The following is a 21,705-nucleotide window of genomic DNA, read 5'->3' on the forward strand; positions in this document are numbered from 1 at the left end:
GGCATCGAGCGGGATCATGCGCGCTTGCTGTTCGGATCGCTGGCCTCGCCGTGCTGGTGGAGTTCATCGTGATCGCCCTGGCATTCGAGATGGGTGGTGATGAGCACGGGGCGGTCCACGCTGGCCTGCACGGCGTGCTCGATCTCGGTGGCGGTGCGGTGGGCGTCGCGCAGCATGATGTCGTCCTGGAACAGCAGATGCACTTCGACGTAGTGCATTTCTCCAGCATCGCGATGACGCAGGGCATGGAATTGGAGGCCGTGCATTTCGGTTTCGCGGCGGAGGGAGGCGTCGAGCGCGGCATCGAGCTTGGGGTCCGCACTGTCCATCAAGCCGCCGACGCTTTGGCGCATGAGGCCGTAGCCGGTCCAGATGATGTTCGCGGCCATGAGAAGGCCGCAGATCGGGTCCCAGCCATGCCAGCCGGTCAAGGCGACGAGTCCGAGGCCCACAAGCGCACCGAGACTGGTCCACACATCGGTGAGCACATGCTTGCCATTCGATTCGAGGATCAATGAACTGCCACGCTTGCCGGTGCGAATGAGATACGTGCCGAGCGCGGCATTGATGGCGATGCTGAGCGCGGTAAGGGCCAGGCCTTCATCCAAGTTGGCCGGCGGCAGGTGCAGGAACCAGCGGCGCACGGATTCATAGATGATGAACAACGCCGCCACGACGATGAGGCCGCCCTCGATGCCGGCGGAGAAGAAGGCGATCTTGCTGTGGCCGTAGGGATGGTCGGAATCGGCGGGTTTTTGCAGCAGGCCGAGGCTGAAGGTCGCAAACATCACGGCGGCGACATGCACGACGGATTCCGCCGCATCGCCGAGGATCGCAGCGGAACCGGTGAGGACATACGCGCTCACCTTGAGCACGAGCATGAGAAATCCCACGGCAAGCGAGAGCCGCATGGCGCGGGTGGCATCAGTGGAGTGGCTCATGACGGATCAGTCTCGCAGCAGCAAATCGACCATCGCGGACACATCGGCAAATGAATCGACACAGCGCCAAGGATTCAGGGCGCCCAGCTCAGCGCTGGAGTACTGACCGGTGGCCACGGCGAGGCATTTCGCGCCGAAGGCCTCGGCGCAGCGGATGTCCTTCGGCGTGTCGCCGATGACGATGACATCGGCGAGATCAAAGCGCGTTCCGGTGGCGTCCTGCATGCGTTGCAGGGCCACGGGACCGAGCTGGTTGCGGTCGTGATGATCGCTGCCGAAACCGCCATCGATGAAATGCTCGTAGATGCCATGGCGCGAGAGTTTGATCACCGCACCACGGCGCACATTGCCGGTCAGCAGGCCGAGATGAGCCGAGCTTTCGGCACGCAGAGCTTCGAGCAAGGTCACCACGCCCGGAAGCGTGTAGCCGCTGAAGTCGGTGGCTTGAAGCCGGCGTTGAAGATGGGCGAGATAGCGGTCGAGGAATGCGGTGACTTCCTCGGGCGAGTGCTGGCGGTTCACATGTTGAAACACATCCATCGCAATCGCCGGATCAGTCGCTCCGGCGAGTTGCAGCGGCGGCAAAGCATCGCGTTGGATGCCGAAGTGTTCCTCCGCAGCATCAAGGATCGCCGCGCCGCCAGCGCCATTGCTGTCGATCAGGGTTCCGTCGATGTCGAAGAGGAGCAGGCGGGGCATGGGAGGAAGGCAGAGGTCAAGGCTTCGCCGTCAAGAAGTGGTCAAGAAGTGCGTGCTTGATCCGCTTGACGACACTTGACCTGCCTTGACGGCATGGCTGGCTCCATCAATGCGGTTTGGCCACAGCGCCAGGCTTGGCACCGCCAGTGTTGGAAGGAGCGTATTTGGCGACCATGACAGCACCTGCGGCGGCCATGAGGCAGCCGAGGATGAACGGGAGTGGCAGCGACTTGAGGCCGCCTTCCGGTGGATGCAGCAGCATGGCGGTGATGGCGTTGATCATGGGCGCGCCACCGAAGACGATGGGCATCACGGCCGCCGCCGCAGCGGTGCCTTTGAGCGGAGTTGCTGCGCCGAGCGCGAGCACGAGGGTGAAAGCGCCCAAAGCACCCGCGACACCAGCGATGAAGCTCCAGGTGATGCCGCTGCCGGTGAAGCTCCAGTTCGAGCCGCGCAGCTTGATGAGCACGGCGGCGGCGATGCCGATCACGGCATAGGCGACGCAGACGAGCAGGAAGGCTTTCAGGCTGGCATGCGGCGCCTCCGGTCCCATCGGCATGTAGCCGCGGCCTTTGTGCAGAATGACGCCATACACGCCCCAGGAGAGCACGGTGAGCAGGGCAAAGATGATCCAGGTTTCCATTTTCTTGCTTTTGGGTTGGGAGTTCACGGTGGGTGGGAGTGGAAGGCCGGTTCTTCGGCGATGAAGTGGCGAAATGCAAGGATACCTCCTGCTATTGAGCGCGGATCACAGCGCTGACGACCACGGCATCGTCCGAGTTGTCGTCGAAGCGCAGTTCGAGCCAATCGCTGTTGATACTGAGAAACGAACCATGCTCTCGACCCAAGGCGTAGGCAAAAAGTGCTCCCGCATCACCGCCACCCAGCATTTCGGATACTTGTGTTTTGGTTCTGCCGATCAGCAGGTTTCGATCAATTAAAAAATTTGCCATGTAGTAGCGCTGATCTGGAGATGCTTTTTTCCATGCGGCAGGAGCGAAGCTGTAGAAGCGCAGTTGGTCTATCAAGTTTTCACCCGTGAAGAAGCTCCGCGCCAACGTGAACAGCACCGTGACAGTCAAGCAGTAGACCAACAAATGCCGAAGAAGAATCTTCATGTGGTTCACTTTTTCTCCGGCCTTTTCAGCAACTCATGCGGTGCCGCCTCGATCTTGTCGCGGAAGCGCTGGGGGATCTCGATGGCCTTGAATTTGCCGGTGACGGGGTCTTTGCGGACACAGGCGGCGGTGATGCGGCCTTCGGCGGCGAGGACACCGTCGCTTTTCCAGAAGCGGATGAGGTGGCGGATGACCTTGTGGCGCACTTCCTCGACCAGCAGCTCGCATTCAAACTCTTCCTCGAAACGCAGCGGGGCCATGTAGTCGCACGCGGCATGCACGCGGGGCCAGCCGACACGCTCGTCACCGTGCTCCGGCGGATCGACGATGGAGAATCCGAGGCTGCGGAAGAACGCGTGCTCGACGCGCTCCATGTAGCGGAAGAAGTTGGCGAAATGGACGATGCCGGCCATGTCGGTGTCGGAGAAGTGGACGCGGTCGGAGCAGATGAAGCGGTGGGCCATGGCGGCTGGGTCGGGAGTTGAGGGTGATGGGTTATGAAGAGATCACCATGCTGTCATCGCCGCGTTCGGCACGCATTTTGTGCGCGGCGTCGATCACGGCATGGGCGGCGGTTTCGGCCTCGGCCTTGGTGTTGAAGCGGTGGAAGGAAAAACGCAGGGTGCAGGCGGCGTCGCGGGCGCTGATGCCCATCACCTCAAGAACATGGGAGGGATGCAATGCCCCGGTGTGGCAGGCGGCACCGGCGGAGCAGGCGATGCCGGCTGCTTCCAGCAGGATGAGCATGCCTGCGGAGTCGATCTCGGGCAGGCAGAACGAGCTCGTCGTGTGCAAACGGTGCGTGCGGCAGCCGTGAATGCGCATGTCCGACAAAGCGGCATGGACAAGGTGCTCAAAGCGGTCGCGCATGGAGTGGAGGCGGGTCTTGGTGCCGTCGTCGAGATGGTGGCGGGCGAGTTCGGCGGCTTTGCCGAGGGCGACGATGCCGGGGACATTTTCCGTGCCGCTGCGGCGCTCGTTTTCTTGCCCGCCGCCGATGATCAACGGCTCAAAACGCACACGCTGGCTGACGTAAAGCGCGCCGACACCTTTTGGCGCATACATCTTATGTCCGCTGAGGCTGAGAAAATCGACAGACACCGTTCGGACATCGAGGTGAATTTTTCCTGCGGCCTGCACAGCGTCCGTATGCACCAGCGCGCCAGCGGCATGTGCAATGCCGACGATTTCGCTCATCGGAGCGATGACACCCGTCTCGTTGTTCACCCACATGATAGAAACGAGCGCAGTGATGCCGGGGCGGACGAGCGCACGCAGCGCGTCGAGATCAACGCGACCGTCGTGATGCACGGGCACGCGGACGACCTTGCCGCCATGCGCCTCCCAGCGGCGGGCGGATTCAATCACAGCGGGATGCTCCGTGCCGGTGATGACGAGTTCCGGCTTTCCCGGCCACAGAGAGCGCACCGAGGCATGCACGGCACTGATCGACTCTGTGCCGCCGCTGGTGAAGATGATCTCCGCCGGTCCAGCGCCGAGAAGGGCCGCCACCTCGTTGCGTGCCTGCTCGATGGCCCGGCGCACGACGCGCCCGCCGGAGTAGCCGGCAGAGGGATTGGCAAAGTGCTCGCGCAAAAACGGCAACATCGCCTCCAGCACGGCTGGATCGACGGGCGTGGTGGCGTTGGCGTCGAGGTAGATCACGGCGTGATGTTCGGGCTGCCACCCCTGCTGTCAATGCTCCTTCCCGCACTCGACAAGCCGCACACTCCCGCTAACCTCCGCCGCCTATGCTCGACATCCGCCTCATTCGCGACAATCCAGATTCGGTCAAACAGCGCCTCGCCAATCGCAGCGGCGATTTTGCGTCCCTGGTCGATGAAGTGCTGGCGATCGACACACAGCGGCGCGCGGCGGAGACGGAACGGCAGAAATTGCAGAGCGACCGCAACCGCATCAGCAAGGAGATCGGCATCGCGAAGAAGAACGGCCAGGACACCAGCGCCATTGAGGCGGAGGTGCGCGGGATTGGCAGCCGCATCGAGGAGATCGGTCGCGAGGCCGATGTGGCGGATGCGCTTCAGCGTGATCTGCTGTTGAGCATTCCCAATTTGCCGCATGAGGCTTGTCCGGTTGGCAGCACTGCGGAGGAGAATCCCGAAGTGCGCGTGTGGGGTGTGAAGCCGTCGCATGCGTTTCAGCCGAAGGATCACACGGTGCTCGGTGCCGCGCTGGGCATCCTCGATTTCGAAGCCGGCGCGAAGATCACGGGCAGTGCGTTTGTGGTGTATCGCGGTGCTGGCGCTCGTTTGGAACGCGCCTTGATCAGCTTCCTGCTCGATCTGCACACGACGCAGCACGGCTATCTTGAAATCAGTCCGCCGCTGCTGGTGAAGGCGGAGTGCCTTGTCGGCACCGGTCAGTTGCCGAAGTTTGGCGATCAGGTCTATCACAGCGCGGAAGACGATCTGTATCTCATTCCGACCGCCGAAGTGCCAGTGACGAATCTGCATCGTGATGAAATCCTGCCGCTGGAGAAGCTGCCGATCAATTACGCGGCCTACACACCTTGCTTCCGTCGTGAGGCTGGCAGCGCCGGTCTCGGCACGCGCGGTTTGATTCGCATGCATCAGTTCGACAAGGTGGAGCTGGTGAAAATCACCACGCCGGAGACGAGCATGGCCGAATTGGAGAGTCTGACGGGCAATGCCGAAAAGGTGCTGCAGCTTCTCGGCCTGCATTATCGCGTGATCGAGCTTTGCACCGGCGACATCGGCTTTGGTTCGGCCAAGACCTACGACATCGAGGTCTGGGCGCCGGGGCAGGGAACGTACCTCGAAGTTTCGAGCTGCTCGAACTTCGGCGACTACCAGGCCCGCCGCATGAACCTGCGCTACAAGGACGAAAACGGCAAAAACCGCATCCCGCACACGCTGAACGGCTCCGGCACGGCCCTGGCACGTTTGTTCGTGGCGTTGGTCGAAACGTATCAGCAGGCGGATGGAACGATTTTGATTCCTGAAGTCCTGCGTGGTCACTTTGGCTCCGAGAAGATCGGCTGATCGTCATGAAAATCGTCTGCATGCTCACCTTCATGCTGGTTTCGGCCGGCATTGCTGGAGCACAGGCTCCAGGGGTGCCGGTGTATGCCGAAGGGCGTGGATCGCGACCCAACGCGGTCCTGATGGAGCAGGCGAAGAAGTTGCAGGGCGAATCTGCCTTGCTCTCGCTCACGAAAGTGACGGAGCAGTCAAAACAAACGACTTGTTCTCTCAATTTGCCTGCCGCGGACACGCAGCCGCTCGCGCCGCGCGAGCGCTGGCAGCGCGCAAGGATGTCGCACATCCGCGTCGGCGCGTTTTTCCTGTGCTCGAAGTGCGAACGCTGGCATCTCGATCTCGCGGGCGGTTACGCCATCACTGCGGACGGTGCTGTAGCGACGTGCGCGCATGTCATCGCGCCGCCGCCGAACTTGAAGGAAGGCTGGCTCGTGGCAGTCACGGAGGACGATGTGCTGCTACCTGTCACCGAAGTGCTCGCCTGCAACAACGGCACCGACTGCGCCATCATCCGCGTGAAGTCAGACAAGCCGCTCACACCGCTGCCGCTGGGCTTTGATGTGAGTCCAGGGGATCCGGTGTGGTGCTTCAGTGATCCGAGCGGCAAACGCGGCTATTTCAGCGAGGGCATCGTGAGCCGTTTTGTGAAGCGGCCCTTCATGCGGAAAAAAGAGGCGGAGAAACTGCCCGAAGGTGCGGAAATGCCGACTCCCGTATGGCTGGAGACCACGACGGATTGGGCGCCGGGATCGAGTGGGTCGGCGGTGATCGACCAATTTGGCAACTGCGTCGGCCACGTCTCTGAAATCCAGTCCGTGCTCGAAGATCCGCTGCCGGTGCGCAAAAAAGGCGTGAACAGCACCGCCAGCCAGCAACGCGGCACGCTGATCATTTTCCATCAGGCCATCGCGGCTGGGGAGATCAAGGCGCTGGTGAGAAAACCTTGAGCTGTCCGCGCAACTTTCGCGTGCTGCGGACATTCACTCGGCCATGAGACTCGTGCCCATCGCCATCGTTCTTTGCTATGTCGCTTCCGCCTTTGCCCAGACTGCGGGCGTGAAATCGCATCGCGACTTGGTTTACGTCGAGGGCGGGCACGAACGGCACAAACTTGATCTCTACTTGCCTGAGAAAGCAGTCGGGCCGCTGCCGCTCATCATCTGGGTGCATGGCGGCGGCTGGCAAAACGGCAGCAAGGATGGCTGCCCGCCGCTGCGTGGCGGTTACCTTGAGCGCGGTTATGCGGTGGCGAGCATCAATTATCGCCTCAGTGGCCACGCGGTGTTTCCGGCGCAGATCGAGGACTGCAAGGCGGCGATTCGTTGGCTGCGTGCGCATGCGAAGGAATATGGTCTCGACACGAAGCGCTTCGGCGTGTGGGGCAGTTCGGCAGGCGGGCATCTCGTGGCGCTGATCGGCACAAGCGGCGATGTGAAGGAGTTCGACGTGGGCGCGAATCTGGATCAATCCAGCCGCGTGCAGGCGGTGTGCGATTACTTTGGACCGACGGACTTCACTGTGTTCGTCACCACGCCGGGTTATGAGAGCCATGCGACAGATTCCTCTCCCGAAGCGAAACTCATCGGCGGCGCGGTGATGCAGAACAAGGACAAGGCCGCCCGCGTGAACTCGATCACCTATGTCAGCAAAGACGATCCGCCTTTTCTTATCGTGCATGGCGACAAAGATCCCACCGTGCCCATCAATCAAAGCCAGCTCTTGTTTGAGGCGCTCAAGAAGTCGGAGGTGAGCGCGCATTTTCACACGATTCATGGCGCAGGCCACGGCGGGCCGGGTTTCGCGGGCCAGGATATCGACGAGATGGTCAGCACGTTCTTTGACCAGAAACTCAAGAGCAGTGATACCAAGACCGAAGCGCTCAGGACAGAGAACACGACTGATGCGGCGATGAAGGAACGCGATCCGCGCAAGGGGATGCCGCCCGCCGGTGCGCGACGCGGCATTCCCTGGGAAGCGATCTCCAGCCGAGATGACAAGAACAAGGACGGCAAGGTCAGCCAGGACGAGTTCAGCGGTCCGCCGCCGCTTTTTCAACGCCTCGACAAAAATGGTGATGGCATGCTGACACGTGAAGAACATGAAGGCATTCAAGCATCACCGCAGGCTCCAGCACCAGATGTGAGCAAACCAAATGCCGCGATGAAAGGCTTTCAACTCGACGGCGAGCGCTGGACCTATCGCGATGGCGATTTCGCCATGGATGGCATCTTGTTGAAACCGGAGGGCAGGGGGCCGTTTCCAGCGGTGCTCATCAGCCATGGCATGGGCGGCAATGCGCAGAGCTTTGGGATGATGAAGGCGCGTGACATGGTGAAATGGGGCATGGTGTGCATCGCGCCGAATTACACGCATGCCGGTGCCGGAGGAGACCGCGCAAAGTTCGGTGCGAGCGCTGAAAACATCCTCCGTGCGAGCACCTGTCTCGATATTTTGCGCACGATGCCCGAAGTCGATGCCACGCGCCTCGCCGCCTACGGGCACAGCATGGGCGGCTTCGTCACCATCGGCCTCGCATCGACGAAAGTGGATGCGGTGAAGGCCGCTGCGATCACCGGCAGCGGCATTTCTCCACAAGCGGGCTATGCGGCTCCTGCCACCGATGCAGCGGCGAAAATTCGCGTGCCGTTTCTCATGCTGCATGGCAGCAATGACACCACCGTGCGCCCAGAGCAGTCCGCAGCACTCAAGCAGGTGCTCGACAAGAACAAGGTGGCCAACGACCGCCTCGTCGCCGACGGGCAGGGACATCCCATCGATCAGACCATGCGCGACGAGGTCTTCCGGCTCATCCGCGAGTGGTTCACGAAGCATGGCGTGCTCAAGCCATGAAGCCTTTTGGGCTGCCTGACGGGTCGAGATTTAGCTTCCCAAGCGATTTTTGAACCGTTAACATGGCTGAACTTCCAACAGACCATGCACCAGCCACGAATCTCTCTCGTCACGGTTGCTCTTATGAGCACGGTCATTTCCGCGAAACTTCACGCTGAAGGCGATTGGAGCGTGAAAAGCGCGGAACGGCCCAAGGTCGCGATCTACGCCGAGGATGTGACGGTGGACGGCACGCGGCGGCCTGACCTGGGCCGGGCGCTGGCGGACAGCCTCAGCACGACCTTGCTGCGCCGCGGTCAGGTGCGCGTATTCAATCTCACCACTGAGGAAACGAAGTCTGGCACGCAAACGCTTGCGACAACAAAGGACGCAGAGCGCAAGGAGCCTGTGCTGGACAAGGACATCGATTACCTGCTGACCTTCAATCTGTTCTCGAGCACCAACGAGCATCGCCTCACGATCAAGAAGACACACGTCGCGTCGTCCGAACTGATCGACTCCCACCAGTTCTTCACCTATGGCCGCGTGAGCGATGTGTTCTCGATGGTAAGCAAGATCGCTGATCGTGTCGATCCGCTGCCTGTGCGCTACGCGTTTCCGGCCACGCAGTCGCCTGCAGCCATCCGTGCGGCGCAGCCTGATCCGCTGCCTAAACAAACGTTCTGGGCCGGAGATTATACCAACCCGGCCAGCCCGGCCTATGACCCCTGGCGTGCCAACTTGGCGGTGCAGTATGATCTCAAGAATGTACCGAAGGCGCTGATCTACCGCGAGCTTGGTTCCATCCAGCACATCGACAACATCTGGAAGTTCACCATCGTGCAACCGGTCAAGGGCGTGCAACTGCGCACCAATGATCCACTTCACGTGCTCTACGATGAAGGCGATGTGTACGCGAACCTCCGTGTCGGCACGGTTGAAAAAAACGGTGCCGTCGCCGATTACGGTGGCAGAACGCCGGAACATCATCCGCTGTTCAAGGGCGACAAGGTCTTCGGCTGGCACACGCCGCCGTCAGAGAAGGCGGAGAACGCGAAGTAGGGTTGTAATGCCGTTGGTGCGGGCTATGAGCACTGCCGCATCATGCTGCAGCTCTCCCAGGTTCTCCTTCCCGTCGATCATCGCGATGATGATCTGCGTGCTGCGGTGCTGAAACTGCTCGGTGTGCGCGATGACGAGGTGATCAGCCTCAAGGTGAAGCAGCGGGCGATTGATGCGCGGCGTGGTCATGTCGAGTTCAGCTTCACGCTGCTGGTCGAAGTGAAGGACGAGGTGCGGGTGCTGAAGCGCATCGGCAACAGTCCGCGCATCGGCCTGGCTGCCGATGAAACGTATCGCGAGATTGCCCGGCAGGTGGCGCATTCGCCGTCGTTACGGCCGGTGATCGTCGGCACCGGGCCGTGCGGCTTGTTTTGCGGCCTGCTGCTGGCGCGTGCGGGCCTCAAACCACTGCTGCTGGAGCGTGGCAAGGCGGCGGGCGATCGTGCGCGCGATGTGACCGGCTTTTGGCGACGTGGCTGGGATTTTAACGCCGAATCGAACGTGCAGTTTGGCGAAGGCGGTGCCGGAACCTTCTCGGATGGCAAGCTCTACACGCAGATTCGTGACCGCGAGCACCGCATCCCCTGGTTGCTGCGTGAAATGGTCGCCGCAGGCGCTCCCGAAGATATTTTGATCAAAAGCAGGCCGCACATCGGCACGGACCGGCTCATCAAGGTCGTGCGGCATGTGCGTGAGGAAATCATCGCCCTCGGTGGCGAGGTGCGTTTCGGCGCACGCGTGGCGGATGTGGTGATCGAGGACGGCGTGATGCGTGCCGTGACGCTGGCGGATGGCGCAACCATCGAAGGTTCGCGTTTCATCTTCGGCATCGGCCACAGCTCGCGAGACACGTTTTACATGCTGCACCGGCATGGCGTGCCGTTTGAGGCGAAACCGTTCTCCATCGGTGTGCGCATCGAGCACCCGCAGCGTTTGATCGACCGTACGCTCTACGGCAAATGGGCCGGGGATGCGCGGCTTGGCTCCGCGCCCTACAAGTTTGTGGCGCACTGCGGTACGGGCCGCGCGGCCTATAGCTTCTGCATGTGTCCCGGTGGTCTCGTCGTCGCCGCCTCGTCCGAGCCGGGCATGATCGTGACCAACGGCATGAGCAGCTATGCGCGGGAGGAGGCGAACGCGAACAGCGGCTTCATGGTCGATGTGCGGCCCGCAGACATGCCGGCGGGTGATGTGCTGGCGGGGATCGAGTTTCAGCGCAGCATCGAGCGCCGTGCCTTCGTGCTCGGCGGCGGGAACTACCACGCGCCGGCGCAACTGCTGGGCGATTTGATGGCAGGACGTGCCTCCACCGGCCCAGGAACAGTCGCACCCTCCTATCAGCCCGGCGTGGTATGGACGGATCTACGCGAGTGTTTGCCCGAATACACGATTGAAACCATCCATGAGGCGATTCCGCGCATCAACAAGAGTCTGCCCGGCTTTGCGCTCGAAGATGCCGTGCTCACCGGCGTCGAAACCCGCAGTTCTTCTCCGGCACGCATTCCGCGTGATCCGCAGACGCTCGAATGCATCAGCGTGAAGCATTTTTATCCTGCGGGTGAAGGCGCGGGCTATGCCGGCGGCATCATTTCCGCCGCCGCAGACGGCATGCGCGTGGCCGAGGCGATTTTACGCGAGGGCTGAGCGGATGTGCTGCAAAACGCCGCGGCAGCCGTCTTCGAGCAGATTGAGCACGTCTTCGAAGCCCTGCTCGCCGCCATAATAGGGATCGGGGACTTCGCTGGTATCGTGATCGGTGCAGAACTCGCAGAACAGGCGGATTTTGGAACCGAATTGCGATTCGCAGTCAAAGGACCGGATTTCGCGCTGGTTCTGCTGATCCATGACGAGCACGAGGTCGTGCTCGCGCAGATCTTCTTCGCTGACCTGCCTGGCACGACTGCTGAGGTCGTAGCCCCGGTTTTGCGCGGCGCTGCGCATCCGCTGATCCGGCAGTTTGCCCGCATGCCAGCCGCCGGTGCCGGCGGAGCGGATGGCGACACGATCCGCCAGTCCCTCGGATTCAACCAAGGCACGCATGACGCCTTCTGCCGCAGGAGAGCGGCAGATGTTGCCCAGGCAGACAAAGAGAAGACGGAAAGGCTCGGCCATGCTTCGAGCTAGGCCAGTGATGACCGTTTCACAAGCCGAAAACCGCCCCGTCCACCGGGGATGCCGGGCATCCCCGGTGGAAGATTTCTTTGCCTGTAACTGACTCTTTGGTTGAGCCGTAGTTTGTGCACGCTATCTGCTCTGAAACACCCAAACCCACGCCCCCACCGCCATGTCTGTTGTCTCCAAAGGTCTCGAAGGTATTGTTGCTGCTGAAACCCGTCTCGGCGAGGTGAAGGGAGCAGAGGGCGTGCTGTTTTACTGCGGTTACGACATCAACGAACTCGTCAAGGTCAGCTACGAGGAGGTCGTCCACCTGCTCTACTACAACAAGCTGCCGAACCGGGCCGAACTCGACAAGCTCACCACCGCGCTGCGTGCTGAACGTGAACTGCCGCAGGGCGTGATCGACTTCCTCAAGACTGCCCCCAAGACCGCCCGCCCGATTGACATCATGCGCACCGCTGTCTCCATGCTCGGCTGCTACGATCTGAAGCGCCACGACATCGATGTGAGTGAAAATCTCGCCACAGCCATCCGCCTGACCTCGCAGATCGGCGTCATCGCCGCCTACTTCCATCGTGCGCGTCAGGGCCTCGAACTTCCTCCAGTGCGCAAGGATCTCAGCGAAGCCGCTCACTTCCTTTATCTGATCAATGGTGAAGCGCCGAGCAAGGAAGCCGAGAAGACCCTCGACATCGCCTACATCCTGCATGCCGAGCACGGCTTTAACGCCAGCACCTTCACCGCACGTGTCGTCGCTTCGACGCTCAGCGACATGTATTCCGCCATCAGCGCCGCCATTGGTGCGCTCAAAGGCCCGCTGCACGGCGGTGCGAATGAAGGCGTCATCCACATGCTCGAAGAGATTGGCTCGCCTGACAAAGTGGACGCCTGGGTCGAAGACGCCCTCGCACAGAAGAAAAAGATCATGGGCATCGGCCATCGTGTTTACAAAGTGCTCGATCCACGTGCGCCGCATCTGCGCGAGATGGCGATCCAGCTCACCGCCCAACTTGGTGAGTCGAAGTGGATTCAGATGTCTGAGCGCATCGCTGAAATCATGCGCGAGCGCAAAGGCCTCAATGCGAACGTCGATTTCTACAGCGCCACGGTTTATTACAGCCTCGGCATTCCGACCGATCTGTTCACGCCGATCTTCGCCATCGCCCGCATGAGCGGCTGGACGGCTCATGTGCTCGAACAGTGGAGCGAAAACCGCCTTTTCCGTCCGCTGAGCGAATACGTCGGCAAACCTTACGGCCAGAAGGTCGTGCCGATCGACGAGCGCTGAAGCACGGCTTAGGGGCTTCTAAATGTGGCGCAGAATCGCTCTTGCCCGTAACGTAGGTGCTTGATGCGTCTCCTCCCAACCATTGGAGCCGTCACTATGATGCTTGGCACACAGGTGATGGCGCAACCCGGCACACGGCTCGTGTGGCAGCCGGTGCAGGAGTATTTCATTCACCGCGATGAAACGCAGCAGGTGCAGGCCGGCACGAAACGGCTGAATTCCTTCACCGCCTACACGCACATCGGCACCGACTTTGGCTTCCATGGGCAGGCGGAACATGAGATGGACTGGCTCACGGATGAAATCGTGGTGCATTTGAGCCAGCAGCCCGACGCCTGGGCAGGCATGTGGCACAGCCTGGCCGGGCAGGCACGGAATGCGAACCGCGTGATGGATTTCACGCGTGCCTATCCCGAACCGATCACCGCCAAACATCAGCCGCGGGTGAGCGCGGTCATGATCGAGGCCGCCGGGCGCGGCAAGATCAAACTGGAGATCAAATCGCCCGTGCAGGAGCTGCGCTGGTCACAGATGATCGAGTTGAACGAGCCGCAGTACCGCATGTTCGTGTATCCAGTGGCCTCGGAGGCGGTGCGCGATGCGAAGACACTTGTGTGGACGGCGGAACCAGGATCGGAGGTGAAAGTCTCCGGCCTGTTCCTCGGTGTGGAGCTGCCGCAGTTGCCATGGGATGCGTATGCGTTCCTGGCTTCGTTTGCCAAGATTGCGCGCTCGTATTCCATCGACACCGGCTTTGTCCGCGACCGTGCGCACATCGAGGAAGGAGCGTTCGAATCCGTCTCCGCCACCGGCATGTATGTGCTCGCTTCTGCTGCCGCAGCGCAGGAGTCTGTCGGCGTGGTGACGCCGGATTATGCCCGCTGGGTGCTCGCCCGCACGCATGAGGCGGTGAAGAAGCTCCAAACAGCACGTGGCCTGCTGCCGCATTTCGTGCATCGCCGGGACAACGCCTACCGCATCCATCCAAACACCGAATACAGCACGGTGGACACCGCGATCTACGCGCAGTCGATGCTGCTTGCGGCCACGATGCTGGGTGTGCCTGCCGTGGCGGAGGACATGATCCTGCAGATGCAACGCATCGAGTACGACCTGCTGCGCCTGCCGGACGGGCACCTCTCGCACGGCCTCGCGGACGATGGCGTCACGTTGCTGCCGCATGGCTGGCAGGACTGGGGCGGTGAGACAGCGCTCGTCATGCTCATGGAGGGCATCGCCAATCCGCAGCAGCGCCCGCCGCCGATGCGCACGCCCGGCAAGGCCTGGCAGGGCACCGGTTTCATCACCGAGGTGCAGAGCCTGTTTCATCCTGACTTCGACAGTGACGCGCCCGACGCCCATGACGGCGTGCGCTGGCTCAGCGTGCGCCGCGCCATGTTCGGTGCGCAGCGGGCCTACCTTCCCAAACGCTGGCCGCAGTCGCAGGCCGCCCGGCATGGCATCTACGGCCTGTCCGCCGGTGAAAATCAAGCCGGCAACAGCTACCACGTCGGCGGCGTTGACCTGCCGGACCAGAAGCTCGTCCACCCGCACTACGTTCTCATGTCCGCCACGCTGCACACACAGCCGGCGGAGATTTACGAGCTGCTCGAGCGCATGGAGAAGGCCGGTTACTTCCCGCCGTGGGGCATGGTCGAGAATCTCGATGTCGATGGCCGCAGCTACCTGCCGATGGAAGGTGCCCTCAACGCCGGCTTTGAAGCCCTCAGCGCCTACCATCTCCTCGCCAAACACCGCCAGATCCCTGACGCCATTCATCAGGCCAGCCAGAACAGCCCGCAGATTCGCCGTGCCATGCAGTTGTTCTACCCGCAGGCACCTTCAGACGACTCTGCGGCGGTGGAGGCGGCGGCGGGGCGATAACCGGGCCGGCAAGCTAAGCTCTTGCCCCTGCGCGCATCACCAGCTATGTCGCGGCCATGTTTGTCGATCAGATCAAAGTCCATGCGCGTGCCGGAAAGGGCGGCGATGGCAGTGCGCACTTCCATCGCGGTAAATTTCGTCCCAAAGGCGGTCCTGACGGAGGCGATGGCGGCAACGGTGGCAGTTTGATCCTGCTCGTCGATCCCAGCACCGACAGCCTGCGCAATTATGTCTTCAACAACCGCCTCCTCGCCGAAGACGGCGCCAAAGGCGGTGCCACGCAGTGCACGGGCCGCAGCGGCAGGGACGTGACGTACAAGGTGCCGCCCGGCACGCTCGTCAGCCGCATCACCCAGGAATACGACAACGCGACTAATGAGCTCGTCACGCGCTACGAGCCCGTGGCCGATCTCACCGAGACCAACGCCACCTACGTCCTCTGCAAAGGCGGCAAAGGCGGGAAGGGGAACGTGCATTTCAAAACCTCCACGCATCAGGCCCCACGCGAATTCACCCCCGGCACTCCCGGAGAGGAAGGCGACTTCCACTTTGAACTCCGCAGCATCGCCGATGCCGGTTTCGTCGGCGCTCCGAATGCGGGCAAATCCACGCTGCTCTCCAAACTGAGCGCCGCCAAGCCCAAGATCGCGAACTACCCCTTCACCACGCTGCAACCCATGGTCGGCGTCATCGAGTTCGGCCCCTCGCGTCGGGGCACGCTGGCGGACATCCCCGGCTTGATCGAGGGCGCGCACCAAAACATCGGCCTCGGCCATGATTTCCTGCGCCACATCATGCGCTGCCGCGTGCTGCTCTTCGTTGTCGATACCGCCGGCACCGAAGGCCGCGATCCCGTCTCCGACCTCGAAATCGTCCGCAAAGAGGTCTCGCTCTACTCCGACGAACTCGCCAAACGCCCCTGGTGCATCCTCGCCAACAAGATCGACCTCCCCGAGAGCGCGGAAAACCTCGTCCACTTCAAGGAGCGCTTCAAACGCATCAAAATCCACCCCGTCTCCGCCGAAACCGGCGAAGGCCTCGACAAGCTCCGCAAGTGGCTCGACGAGAAGATCGGGCAGGACATCGTGTGGTGATCCATTATGCGCCTCAACCGTTCCAATCTCTGCTGGCTGGCCCTGGCGTTGATCACGGCGGGCTACCTGCTCTTTTGGGCGTTCCTGCTCGGTGCCACGGCGACTTACAGCACGCCGGACTCGTGGCTGAAGGTGCTGATGTCGCCGGAAATCCGGCATGCGACGTGGCTGAGTCTGGTGACGTGCTCGCTGGCGGCGGGGTTTGCGCTGCTGCTGGCGGTGCCGGTGGGGTATTTGATGTCACGGCGGGAGTTTCGCGGCAAATCGTGGCTGGATGCGGCGCTGGACATCCCGATCATCCTGCCGCCGCTGGTGGTGGGACTGTGTTTGCTGATCTTTTTCCAGACGAAGATCGGCAAGGTGATCGAGATGGCGATTCCCTTCACCTATCAAGTCAGCGGTGTGGTGCTCGCGCAGTTCGTCGTGGCCGCTGCGTTCGCGATCCGCACGATGCGCGGGACGTTTCAGCATCTCTCGGCGCGGCCGGAGGACGTGGCGCTGACGCTGGGCTGCACGCGGTTTCAGGCGCTGTGGCATGTGGCGCTGCCAGCGGCACGACGCGGCATGGTGGCGGCGTTTTGCATCGCCTGGGCGCGGAGTTTGGGCGAGTTCGGGCCGATCCTCGTCTTTGCCGGGGCCACGCGCATGAAGACCGAAGTGCTGCCGACGACCGTCTGGCTCGAACTCAGCGTGGGAAATCTCGAAGCCGCCGTGGCGGTGAGTTTGTTCATGGTGGCGCTGGCCGTGCTGGTGCTGGTGGTGGTGCGTGCGACGGGGGAAAAAGTATGAACCTTGGTTGATAGCGGTTGGTTGATAGTTGATGGCCTGCCGCGAACCGAATCCGACTCTCAACAATCCACTTTAAACCATCAACTCCGCTGCCGAATGATTCAGCTCGAACAACTCACCTGGAAGGTCGCGGGCCGCATGATCCTGGAGGACGTGACGGTTGCCATTCCGGCCAACACTTACGCCGTGCTGATGGGTTCGACCGGTTGTGGCAAAACCACGCTGCTGGAGATTCTCTGCGGTCTGAGAAAGCCGACTTCAGGCCGCGTGCTGTTGGATGGCGTCGATGTCACGCATTTGGAGCCGCGTGAGCGCGGCATCGGCTACGTGCCGCAGGATCTGGCGCTGTTTCCCGGATTGCGCGTGCGGGAGCAGATCGGTTTCGCCCCGAAACTGCGCGGCGTGCCGCCTGAGGAACTGAATCAACGTGTGAATCGTCTCGCGGAGCAGTTTGGCATCACTTCGCTGCTGGATCGCCTGCCCGACATGCTTTCCGGCGGCGAGAAGCAGCGCGTGGCCCTCGCCCGTGCGCTCGCGGCGCAACCCAAGCTGCTGCTGCTGGATGAACCGCTCTCCGCGCTCGACGAAAGCATGCGTGCCGAGGCCGTTTCCCTTCTCCAGCGGGTGCAATCCGAGCATGCGCTCACCGTCTTGCACGTCACCCACTCCAGCAGCGAGGCCGCAGCTCTTGGACATCTGCATTTGCGCATGACGGGCGGACGGCTGGCGGTTGGATGAGGGCTGTTGCGCAGCGGCAATGATGGGCCGTTGCCCGTGCCATTTTTTGATTTGCCAAACACCTCATGGAGGTCAAGCTGGCAAAGCCATGAACTCCAAACGTCTTCTCATCCTCGTTTTGTCCATTCCGGCGGTGGCCCTCGCCGGGTTCAAACTGCCCTCGAAGATTTTTGAGGTGGGTGACCTCGAAAAAGCGCAGGTGGAGGCGGCAGCCAAAGGCAAGCCGATCGCCTTTCTTTTTTCCAACAAGGATTCCACCTGCCCGTTGTGCAGCGATGCCAGTTCCACCATGATCCGGGAACTGGGATCCAAAACGGTGATGGTTTATGTGCGCAACGTCACCGGACTCCCGCAGTCAGTGATCAAGGCGCTGACGCCAGGCCAATACATCCCCAAGATCGCCGTCCTTGACGACAGGCTGGAAACCACCTTGGGCACCGTCACTTACGAAGCGGTCAAAAGCGATTCTCGTGCCGCGTTTCGTGAGGTCGAGAAAGCCATTCGGGATTACAAAAAAGCGGAGTAGCGGCAGGGAAGACGCGCAGGGCCAGTCGATCCGCTGGTGGAGGCCGAACCGTGGCCTAAGGCGCGAACTGCACGCGATAAAACTTCCGTGCGGTGGCTGCTGGAATGAAACTGCCGGCGGACTGACCGGTGCTGGTGATGGGCAGGGCGGGATTGCCGAAGCGTGTCCAGGTGAGCAGATCGGTCGAGGATTCGACGGTGTAGAGCAAATACGGCGTGGCAGACCATTGCAGGGAGGCGGAATCAAACGACAGCGTCTTGAGCCGCGATGCGGCATCCACCGGACTGGTGCCAAGGCGGAACTCGGTGAGGTTGCTCAGGCCGTCGCCGTCTTTGTCATCGCCGGCTCGGCTGAGGGTGCCGGCGCTGGGAATGATGAAGCCGAAGTAAGTGTTCATCCAACTGTCCGGCAGGCCGTCTTCCGCACCGGAGGGACCTGTGTCCTCGAAGATGGCGGTGATGCGCACTTGTTTCCACGGAGAGCAGTTCACTCCATCGGACCAGCGCACCCATTTCCGTAAGAAGGCGGAGTTGGTGGCTGGATCGACGCTGGCGTCACCAAAGTAGCCCGCCTGGGTCACCTTCATCGTATTGCCGGTGAAACTCAGCGCTCCTGCCGAGCCTGATGAGGGGCCGGTGGTGACGAGCGTCAGCGTGGCGGAGGCCGTCTGCAGATCGCATCCAAAGAGCTGGATTTCATTGATGCCGGCCACCGTGGTGATGGCTGAAGGTGCCGAGACCAAGGGCATGATGCGGTCATAGGAATAGGGCGGTGTGTCCAGCGGCGGATGTACTTTCTGGATCATCGTGCCGTCGTAGCTGCCCAGCGCCGCGCCACGGCCATCGGCATGGACTTGGAAGTACATCACGGCCTGCTTCAAGGTGGTATCGGGTTCCCCGGCGTTCTCACTGGAGTGTCCCAAGCCGAGCGCATGGCCGATTTCATGGCAGAGCACCTCGGTAAAAGTGCTCAGCGTCTGCATCGAGGCGGCGCTGTGTTTGAGCACGACGTAACCGCGGGTCGTCTTGTGAAACTCGAGGCCGTTCACCTGCCCGCCACCCCCTCCGGTGGTGGCGAAATCATTGCTGACGTTGATGGTCGAACTCCCGCCGACGCCAAGCGTGCTGCCGCCCGTGATCTCGCCAAACAGATCGTGCAGTTGGATGCGCAGCCGCTCGTCCGAAGTGCTCACAGCCGCTGCGGACATGCCGAAATTTTGCAATCCGTCATAGCGAAAGGTGACGCCCGTCACCGCGCCCCATGCCGTGAGCGCCTGGCTCACCGCCGTGAGCGCCTGCTCCTGCGTGATGCCGGTAGGCAAAGCCTGGGCATCGACGAGATAGCCGATCGGATCGCCGCGATCAGGCACCACCAGCCGTGCCGGAATGCCGCTGCCATCCACAAGAAGTCCCGTGGCGTTCGACGGCGTGCCGGAGTTTGCCTGCTGGCTGCCCGTTTCGCTGCTAAAATCGTTGCCAGTGATCGGCGTGGTCGTTGAAGCACCCGCGCTTGCGGCAAGCTGACGGACGCGGCGCAGTTTCTGCTCGCTGGCAAAGCGTCTTCCCTTGGGTGCGCTGCCAATGGCCTCGGCTCCGGCGAAACCACGCAAAAGCTCCAGCGAACCATCCGTGCGCCGGATCACATGAAACAACCGCTCGTCACCCACGACAAAAGCACCCGCCAGGCCGTTGGATTCACCTTCACCATCGATCACTCCGCCGCGCTGGATCACCGTGAAGGTGGCAGGGAAGGCGCCTTTGATCGCTTCGAGCAAGGTGATCTGCACACGGGTGAAAATCCCGCCGCGCTGTGGATGCCGAAAGGCTTCGATGCGCATGATTCGCCCCCGGCAGATGCCCAGAGCCGCATGGACGTCCTGCGCCTCCGAAGTTGGTGCAAGCGAGGAAGCCCAGGTGTCTGATGCGGAGAACAGCAGCGCCGTCAGTAAAACAAGTCTGAAAACCTGGGCGGCATGACGGCGGATGAACATGCGTGAAGCCTGTAACAGCAGTCGTGTGGCTGACAAGGCGGCAAAGGTGAAAATTCAAGATGCGCCGAATCCCTGCGAAAATGCACCGTGTGCTTGGAATCCGCCGCAAGCCGCGTTTAGTGTGCGCAAAATAACCCCGCATGGATTGGAATGAATGGCAGCGCGTGCTGAAATGGCGCGCACTCGAAGAAGGCGATGCCGATGGCGTTCTCGTCAACGCGGAGCGTCGTCGTGAGGCCACGGCGCACACGCGGGCCGGGCTGGCGTCCGAGGAGATCAAGGGAGACACGCTGGACGAGCGCTCCGAGTCGTTTCTGGACAAACGGGCCGAGTGGCTGGAGCACGAGGCCGTGGGCTGGCGTGGTGAATTGATCCGCGTGCTGGCGCTGCTGCGCGTGCCGCAGGGGCGCTGGTCCTGGGCTCTCATGGGTTGGGCGCTGGTACTGATCACGGGCTACTGGCTCTCCGACTTGGGCCAATCGAGCGAGTTCAACCTGCTGGCACTGCCATTGGTCGGTTTGCTGGCCTGGAACGCAGTGGTGATCGTGCTGGGCGTGTTTTTTGAGCTGATGCCTGCCTCGCCGTTGGCAGGGCATGGCGGCTGGCTGGCGGAGTTTCTGGCGAATGGCATCTCGCGAGCCGGCAAGGCCTCCAAAGAGGTCGAAACAGGTGTTGCCGCTGCCGTGCGCACACGTTTTGAAGAACTTGCGTGGCCGCTGGCCTGGCGGCGTTTGCAAATGCGGCTGCGCATGTGGCTGCATGTAGCGGCGGCAATGCTGGCGATCGGCGGTGCGGTGGCGCTGTATGCGCGTGGCTGGTCGCGTGAGTATCGCGCGGTGTGGGAAAGCACGCTGCTGAGCGAGAATCAGGCGAGCGCGTTCTTTGAAACGCTGTTCAAGCCCGCGGCCAAAGTGCTACGCACGCCGGTGCCACTGGATCAGATTCCCGGCATGCATCGCACGGCGGGCAAGGCCGTGAAATCGGCCCCGGCGCTGCCGTGGATTCATCTGTATGCGGGGACGATGCTGGTGCTGATCGTGGTGCCGCGCTTGTTGCTGGCCGGCATCGGTGCGGCACGTTGCGGGCGGGGCATCACACGCAGCGCTCGTTCATTGAGCTGGGGCAATTATTTGCGCGGCCTGATTCGTGCGGTCGAGGGCGGCGATGAGCGCATTCAGGTGCTGGTGCATGCGATGGAGGCGACGTCGAGCCATCGCGAGGTGTGGGATCGTGGTGTGCGCGAGCGTTTTGGCGGCATGGCACGGGCGGAGTATGTGCGCATTCCCGCAGGGGATGAGGATGAGTTTGCCGCTGCGTGGCAGCCGGCTTCCGCGAATCTGGTGATGCTCTTCAGCATGGCTACCACGCCGGAGGCCGAGGTGCAACGGCGTCTGGTCTCCGATGTGCGACAGCGTCTGCTCACGAAGCATGCGGAGCCGGAATTGATCGTGCTGCTCGACGGTACCAGCCTCGCCGGACGCTGGTCGCCGGAAAAAATCGCCGGACGCGAGCAGTTGTGGTCGCAGATGGTCGAAGGCCTCGCGTCTGAAGTGATTGTGGCCGTGCGCAAAGAATCCGCACGCGCGAACCCACCGATGTCGTAATGTTT

General features: G+C 61.9%; 20 protein-coding genes. 12 read left to right on the forward strand and 8 right to left on the reverse strand.

Translation table 11 applies throughout. The features are described 5' to 3' along the window. Window positions 1-14: 14 nt before the first annotated feature. The 6 genes from U1A53_RS14010 to U1A53_RS14035 form a co-directional block, all read right to left on the reverse strand. On the reverse strand, window positions 15-941 hold the full coding sequence (locus tag U1A53_RS14010) for a cation diffusion facilitator family transporter (protein ID WP_322281842.1): 927 nt from the start codon (window positions 939-941) through the stop codon (window positions 15-17). Between the two features lie 6 nt (window positions 942-947). Next, a complete protein-coding gene (locus tag U1A53_RS14015; RefSeq protein ID WP_322281844.1) occupies window positions 948-1,640 on the reverse strand; it encodes an HAD hydrolase-like protein in 693 nt (230 codons plus the stop codon). 106 nt (window positions 1,641-1,746) lie between these two features. Continuing rightward, the gene (locus U1A53_RS14020; RefSeq protein ID WP_322281845.1) at window positions 1,747-2,310 is read right to left on the reverse strand and encodes a hypothetical protein; all 564 of its coding nucleotides are present in this window, start codon (window positions 2,308-2,310) and stop codon (window positions 1,747-1,749) included. 64 nt (window positions 2,311-2,374) lie between these two features. Then, window positions 2,375-2,758, reverse strand: a complete 384-nt coding sequence (locus U1A53_RS14025; protein ID WP_322281846.1) for a hypothetical protein — start codon at window positions 2,756-2,758, stop codon at window positions 2,375-2,377. A 5-nt stretch (window positions 2,759-2,763) separates the two neighbouring features. Continuing rightward, the gene (locus U1A53_RS14030) at window positions 2,764-3,222 is read right to left on the reverse strand and encodes a thioesterase family protein (protein WP_322281848.1); all 459 of its coding nucleotides are present in this window, start codon (window positions 3,220-3,222) and stop codon (window positions 2,764-2,766) included. Between the two features lie 31 nt (window positions 3,223-3,253). Further along, complete coding sequence (locus tag U1A53_RS14035; RefSeq protein WP_322281850.1) at window positions 3,254-4,423, reverse strand: cysteine desulfurase family protein; 1,170 nt, start codon at window positions 4,421-4,423, stop codon at window positions 3,254-3,256. An 86-nt stretch (window positions 4,424-4,509) separates the two neighbouring features. On the opposite strand from U1A53_RS14035, the gene serS reads away from it, so the two are divergent. The 5 genes from serS to U1A53_RS14060 all read left to right on the forward strand — a co-directional run bounded on the left by serS (window position 4,510) and on the right by U1A53_RS14060 (window position 11,313). Next, on the forward strand, window positions 4,510-5,781 hold the full coding sequence (gene serS / locus U1A53_RS14040; protein WP_322281852.1) for a serine--tRNA ligase: 1,272 nt from the start codon (window positions 4,510-4,512) through the stop codon (window positions 5,779-5,781). Between the two features lie 5 nt (window positions 5,782-5,786). After that, window positions 5,787-6,725 carry a serine protease gene (locus U1A53_RS14045; RefSeq protein WP_322281853.1) on the forward strand — a complete coding sequence of 313 codons (939 nt, stop codon included), beginning with the start codon at window positions 5,787-5,789 and terminating at the stop codon, window positions 6,723-6,725. 43 nt (window positions 6,726-6,768) lie between these two features. Beyond that, window positions 6,769-8,628, forward strand: a complete 1,860-nt coding sequence (locus U1A53_RS14050; RefSeq protein WP_322281854.1) for a prolyl oligopeptidase family serine peptidase — start codon at window positions 6,769-6,771, stop codon at window positions 8,626-8,628. Between the two features lie 84 nt (window positions 8,629-8,712). Beyond that, window positions 8,713-9,669, forward strand: coding sequence for a hypothetical protein (locus U1A53_RS14055; RefSeq protein ID WP_322281856.1), 957 nt, complete (start codon window positions 8,713-8,715; stop codon window positions 9,667-9,669). Window positions 9,670-9,711: 42 nt separating this feature from the next. After that, window positions 9,712-11,313, forward strand: a complete 1,602-nt coding sequence (locus U1A53_RS14060; protein ID WP_322281857.1) for an FAD-dependent protein — start codon at window positions 9,712-9,714, stop codon at window positions 11,311-11,313. Here U1A53_RS14060 and U1A53_RS14065 read toward each other — a convergent pair. Next, the gene (locus U1A53_RS14065) at window positions 11,299-11,781 is read right to left on the reverse strand and encodes a low molecular weight protein-tyrosine-phosphatase (protein WP_322281859.1); all 483 of its coding nucleotides are present in this window, start codon (window positions 11,779-11,781) and stop codon (window positions 11,299-11,301) included. The genes U1A53_RS14060 and U1A53_RS14065 overlap by 15 nt on opposite strands. A 172-nt stretch (window positions 11,782-11,953) precedes the next feature. On the opposite strand from U1A53_RS14065, the gene U1A53_RS14070 reads away from it, so the two are divergent. From U1A53_RS14070 to U1A53_RS14095, 6 genes are all read left to right on the forward strand, one after another. Next, window positions 11,954-13,075, forward strand: coding sequence for a citrate synthase (locus U1A53_RS14070; protein WP_322281860.1), 1,122 nt, complete (start codon window positions 11,954-11,956; stop codon window positions 13,073-13,075). A 63-nt stretch (window positions 13,076-13,138) separates the two neighbouring features. Further along, on the forward strand, window positions 13,139-14,959 hold the full coding sequence (locus tag U1A53_RS14075) for a hypothetical protein (RefSeq protein ID WP_322281862.1): 1,821 nt from the start codon (window positions 13,139-13,141) through the stop codon (window positions 14,957-14,959). Window positions 14,960-15,015: 56 nt separating this feature from the next. After that, on the forward strand, window positions 15,016-16,053 hold the full coding sequence (gene obgE / locus U1A53_RS14080) for a GTPase ObgE (RefSeq protein WP_322281864.1): 1,038 nt from the start codon (window positions 15,016-15,018) through the stop codon (window positions 16,051-16,053). A 6-nt stretch (window positions 16,054-16,059) separates the two neighbouring features. Continuing rightward, window positions 16,060-16,842: an ABC transporter permease gene (locus tag U1A53_RS14085; protein ID WP_322281866.1), complete on the forward strand. Its 783-nt coding sequence runs from the start codon at window positions 16,060-16,062 to the stop codon at window positions 16,840-16,842. A gap of 96 nt (window positions 16,843-16,938) precedes the next feature. Then, window positions 16,939-17,580: an ATP-binding cassette domain-containing protein gene (locus tag U1A53_RS14090; protein WP_322281868.1), complete on the forward strand. Its 642-nt coding sequence runs from the start codon at window positions 16,939-16,941 to the stop codon at window positions 17,578-17,580. A gap of 88 nt (window positions 17,581-17,668) precedes the next feature. Further along, window positions 17,669-18,106 carry a hypothetical protein gene (locus U1A53_RS14095; RefSeq protein WP_322281870.1) on the forward strand — a complete coding sequence of 146 codons (438 nt, stop codon included), beginning with the start codon at window positions 17,669-17,671 and terminating at the stop codon, window positions 18,104-18,106. Between the two features lie 55 nt (window positions 18,107-18,161). On the opposite strand, the gene U1A53_RS14100 is transcribed toward U1A53_RS14095, so the two are convergent. Further along, the gene (locus U1A53_RS14100) at window positions 18,162-20,132 is read right to left on the reverse strand and encodes a matrixin family metalloprotease (protein ID WP_322281871.1); all 1,971 of its coding nucleotides are present in this window, start codon (window positions 20,130-20,132) and stop codon (window positions 18,162-18,164) included. A 104-nt stretch (window positions 20,133-20,236) separates the two neighbouring features. On the opposite strand from U1A53_RS14100, the gene U1A53_RS14105 reads away from it, so the two are divergent. Continuing rightward, window positions 20,237-21,700: a DUF2868 domain-containing protein gene (locus U1A53_RS14105; RefSeq protein ID WP_322281875.1), complete on the forward strand. Its 1,464-nt coding sequence runs from the start codon at window positions 20,237-20,239 to the stop codon at window positions 21,698-21,700. Window positions 21,701-21,705: the final 5 nt, after the last annotated feature.

The sequence above is a fragment of the Prosthecobacter sp. genome (assembly GCF_034366625.1).
GTDB lineage: Bacteria > Verrucomicrobiota > Verrucomicrobiia > Verrucomicrobiales > Verrucomicrobiaceae > Prosthecobacter.

Coding starts and splice junctions, on each gene's coding strand:
- U1A53_RS14010 (WP_322281842.1), bottom strand. CDS start 941: ATGAGCCACTCCACTGATGCCACCCGCGCCATGCGGCTCTCGCTTGCC.
- U1A53_RS14015 (WP_322281844.1), bottom strand. CDS start 1,640: ATGCCCCGCCTGCTCCTCTTCGACATCGACGGAACCCTGATCGACAGC.
- U1A53_RS14025 (WP_322281846.1), bottom strand. CDS start 2,758: ATGAAGATTCTTCTTCGGCATTTGTTGGTCTACTGCTTGACTGTCACG.
- U1A53_RS14030 (WP_322281848.1), bottom strand. CDS start 3,222: ATGGCCCACCGCTTCATCTGCTCCGACCGCGTCCACTTCTCCGACACC.
- serS (WP_322281852.1), top strand. CDS start 4,510: ATGCTCGACATCCGCCTCATTCGCGACAATCCAGATTCGGTCAAACAG.
- U1A53_RS14045 (WP_322281853.1), top strand. CDS start 5,787: ATGAAAATCGTCTGCATGCTCACCTTCATGCTGGTTTCGGCCGGCATT.
- U1A53_RS14050 (WP_322281854.1), top strand. CDS start 6,769: ATGAGACTCGTGCCCATCGCCATCGTTCTTTGCTATGTCGCTTCCGCC.
- U1A53_RS14055 (WP_322281856.1), top strand. CDS start 8,713: ATGCACCAGCCACGAATCTCTCTCGTCACGGTTGCTCTTATGAGCACG.
- U1A53_RS14060 (WP_322281857.1), top strand. CDS start 9,712: ATGCTGCAGCTCTCCCAGGTTCTCCTTCCCGTCGATCATCGCGATGAT.
- U1A53_RS14065 (WP_322281859.1), bottom strand. CDS start 11,781: ATGGCCGAGCCTTTCCGTCTTCTCTTTGTCTGCCTGGGCAACATCTGC.
- U1A53_RS14070 (WP_322281860.1), top strand. CDS start 11,954: ATGTCTGTTGTCTCCAAAGGTCTCGAAGGTATTGTTGCTGCTGAAACC.
- U1A53_RS14075 (WP_322281862.1), top strand. CDS start 13,139: ATGCGTCTCCTCCCAACCATTGGAGCCGTCACTATGATGCTTGGCACA.
- obgE (WP_322281864.1), top strand. CDS start 15,016: ATGTTTGTCGATCAGATCAAAGTCCATGCGCGTGCCGGAAAGGGCGGC.
- U1A53_RS14085 (WP_322281866.1), top strand. CDS start 16,060: ATGCGCCTCAACCGTTCCAATCTCTGCTGGCTGGCCCTGGCGTTGATC.
- U1A53_RS14090 (WP_322281868.1), top strand. CDS start 16,939: ATGATTCAGCTCGAACAACTCACCTGGAAGGTCGCGGGCCGCATGATC.
- U1A53_RS14095 (WP_322281870.1), top strand. CDS start 17,669: ATGAACTCCAAACGTCTTCTCATCCTCGTTTTGTCCATTCCGGCGGTG.
- U1A53_RS14105 (WP_322281875.1), top strand. CDS start 20,237: ATGGATTGGAATGAATGGCAGCGCGTGCTGAAATGGCGCGCACTCGAA.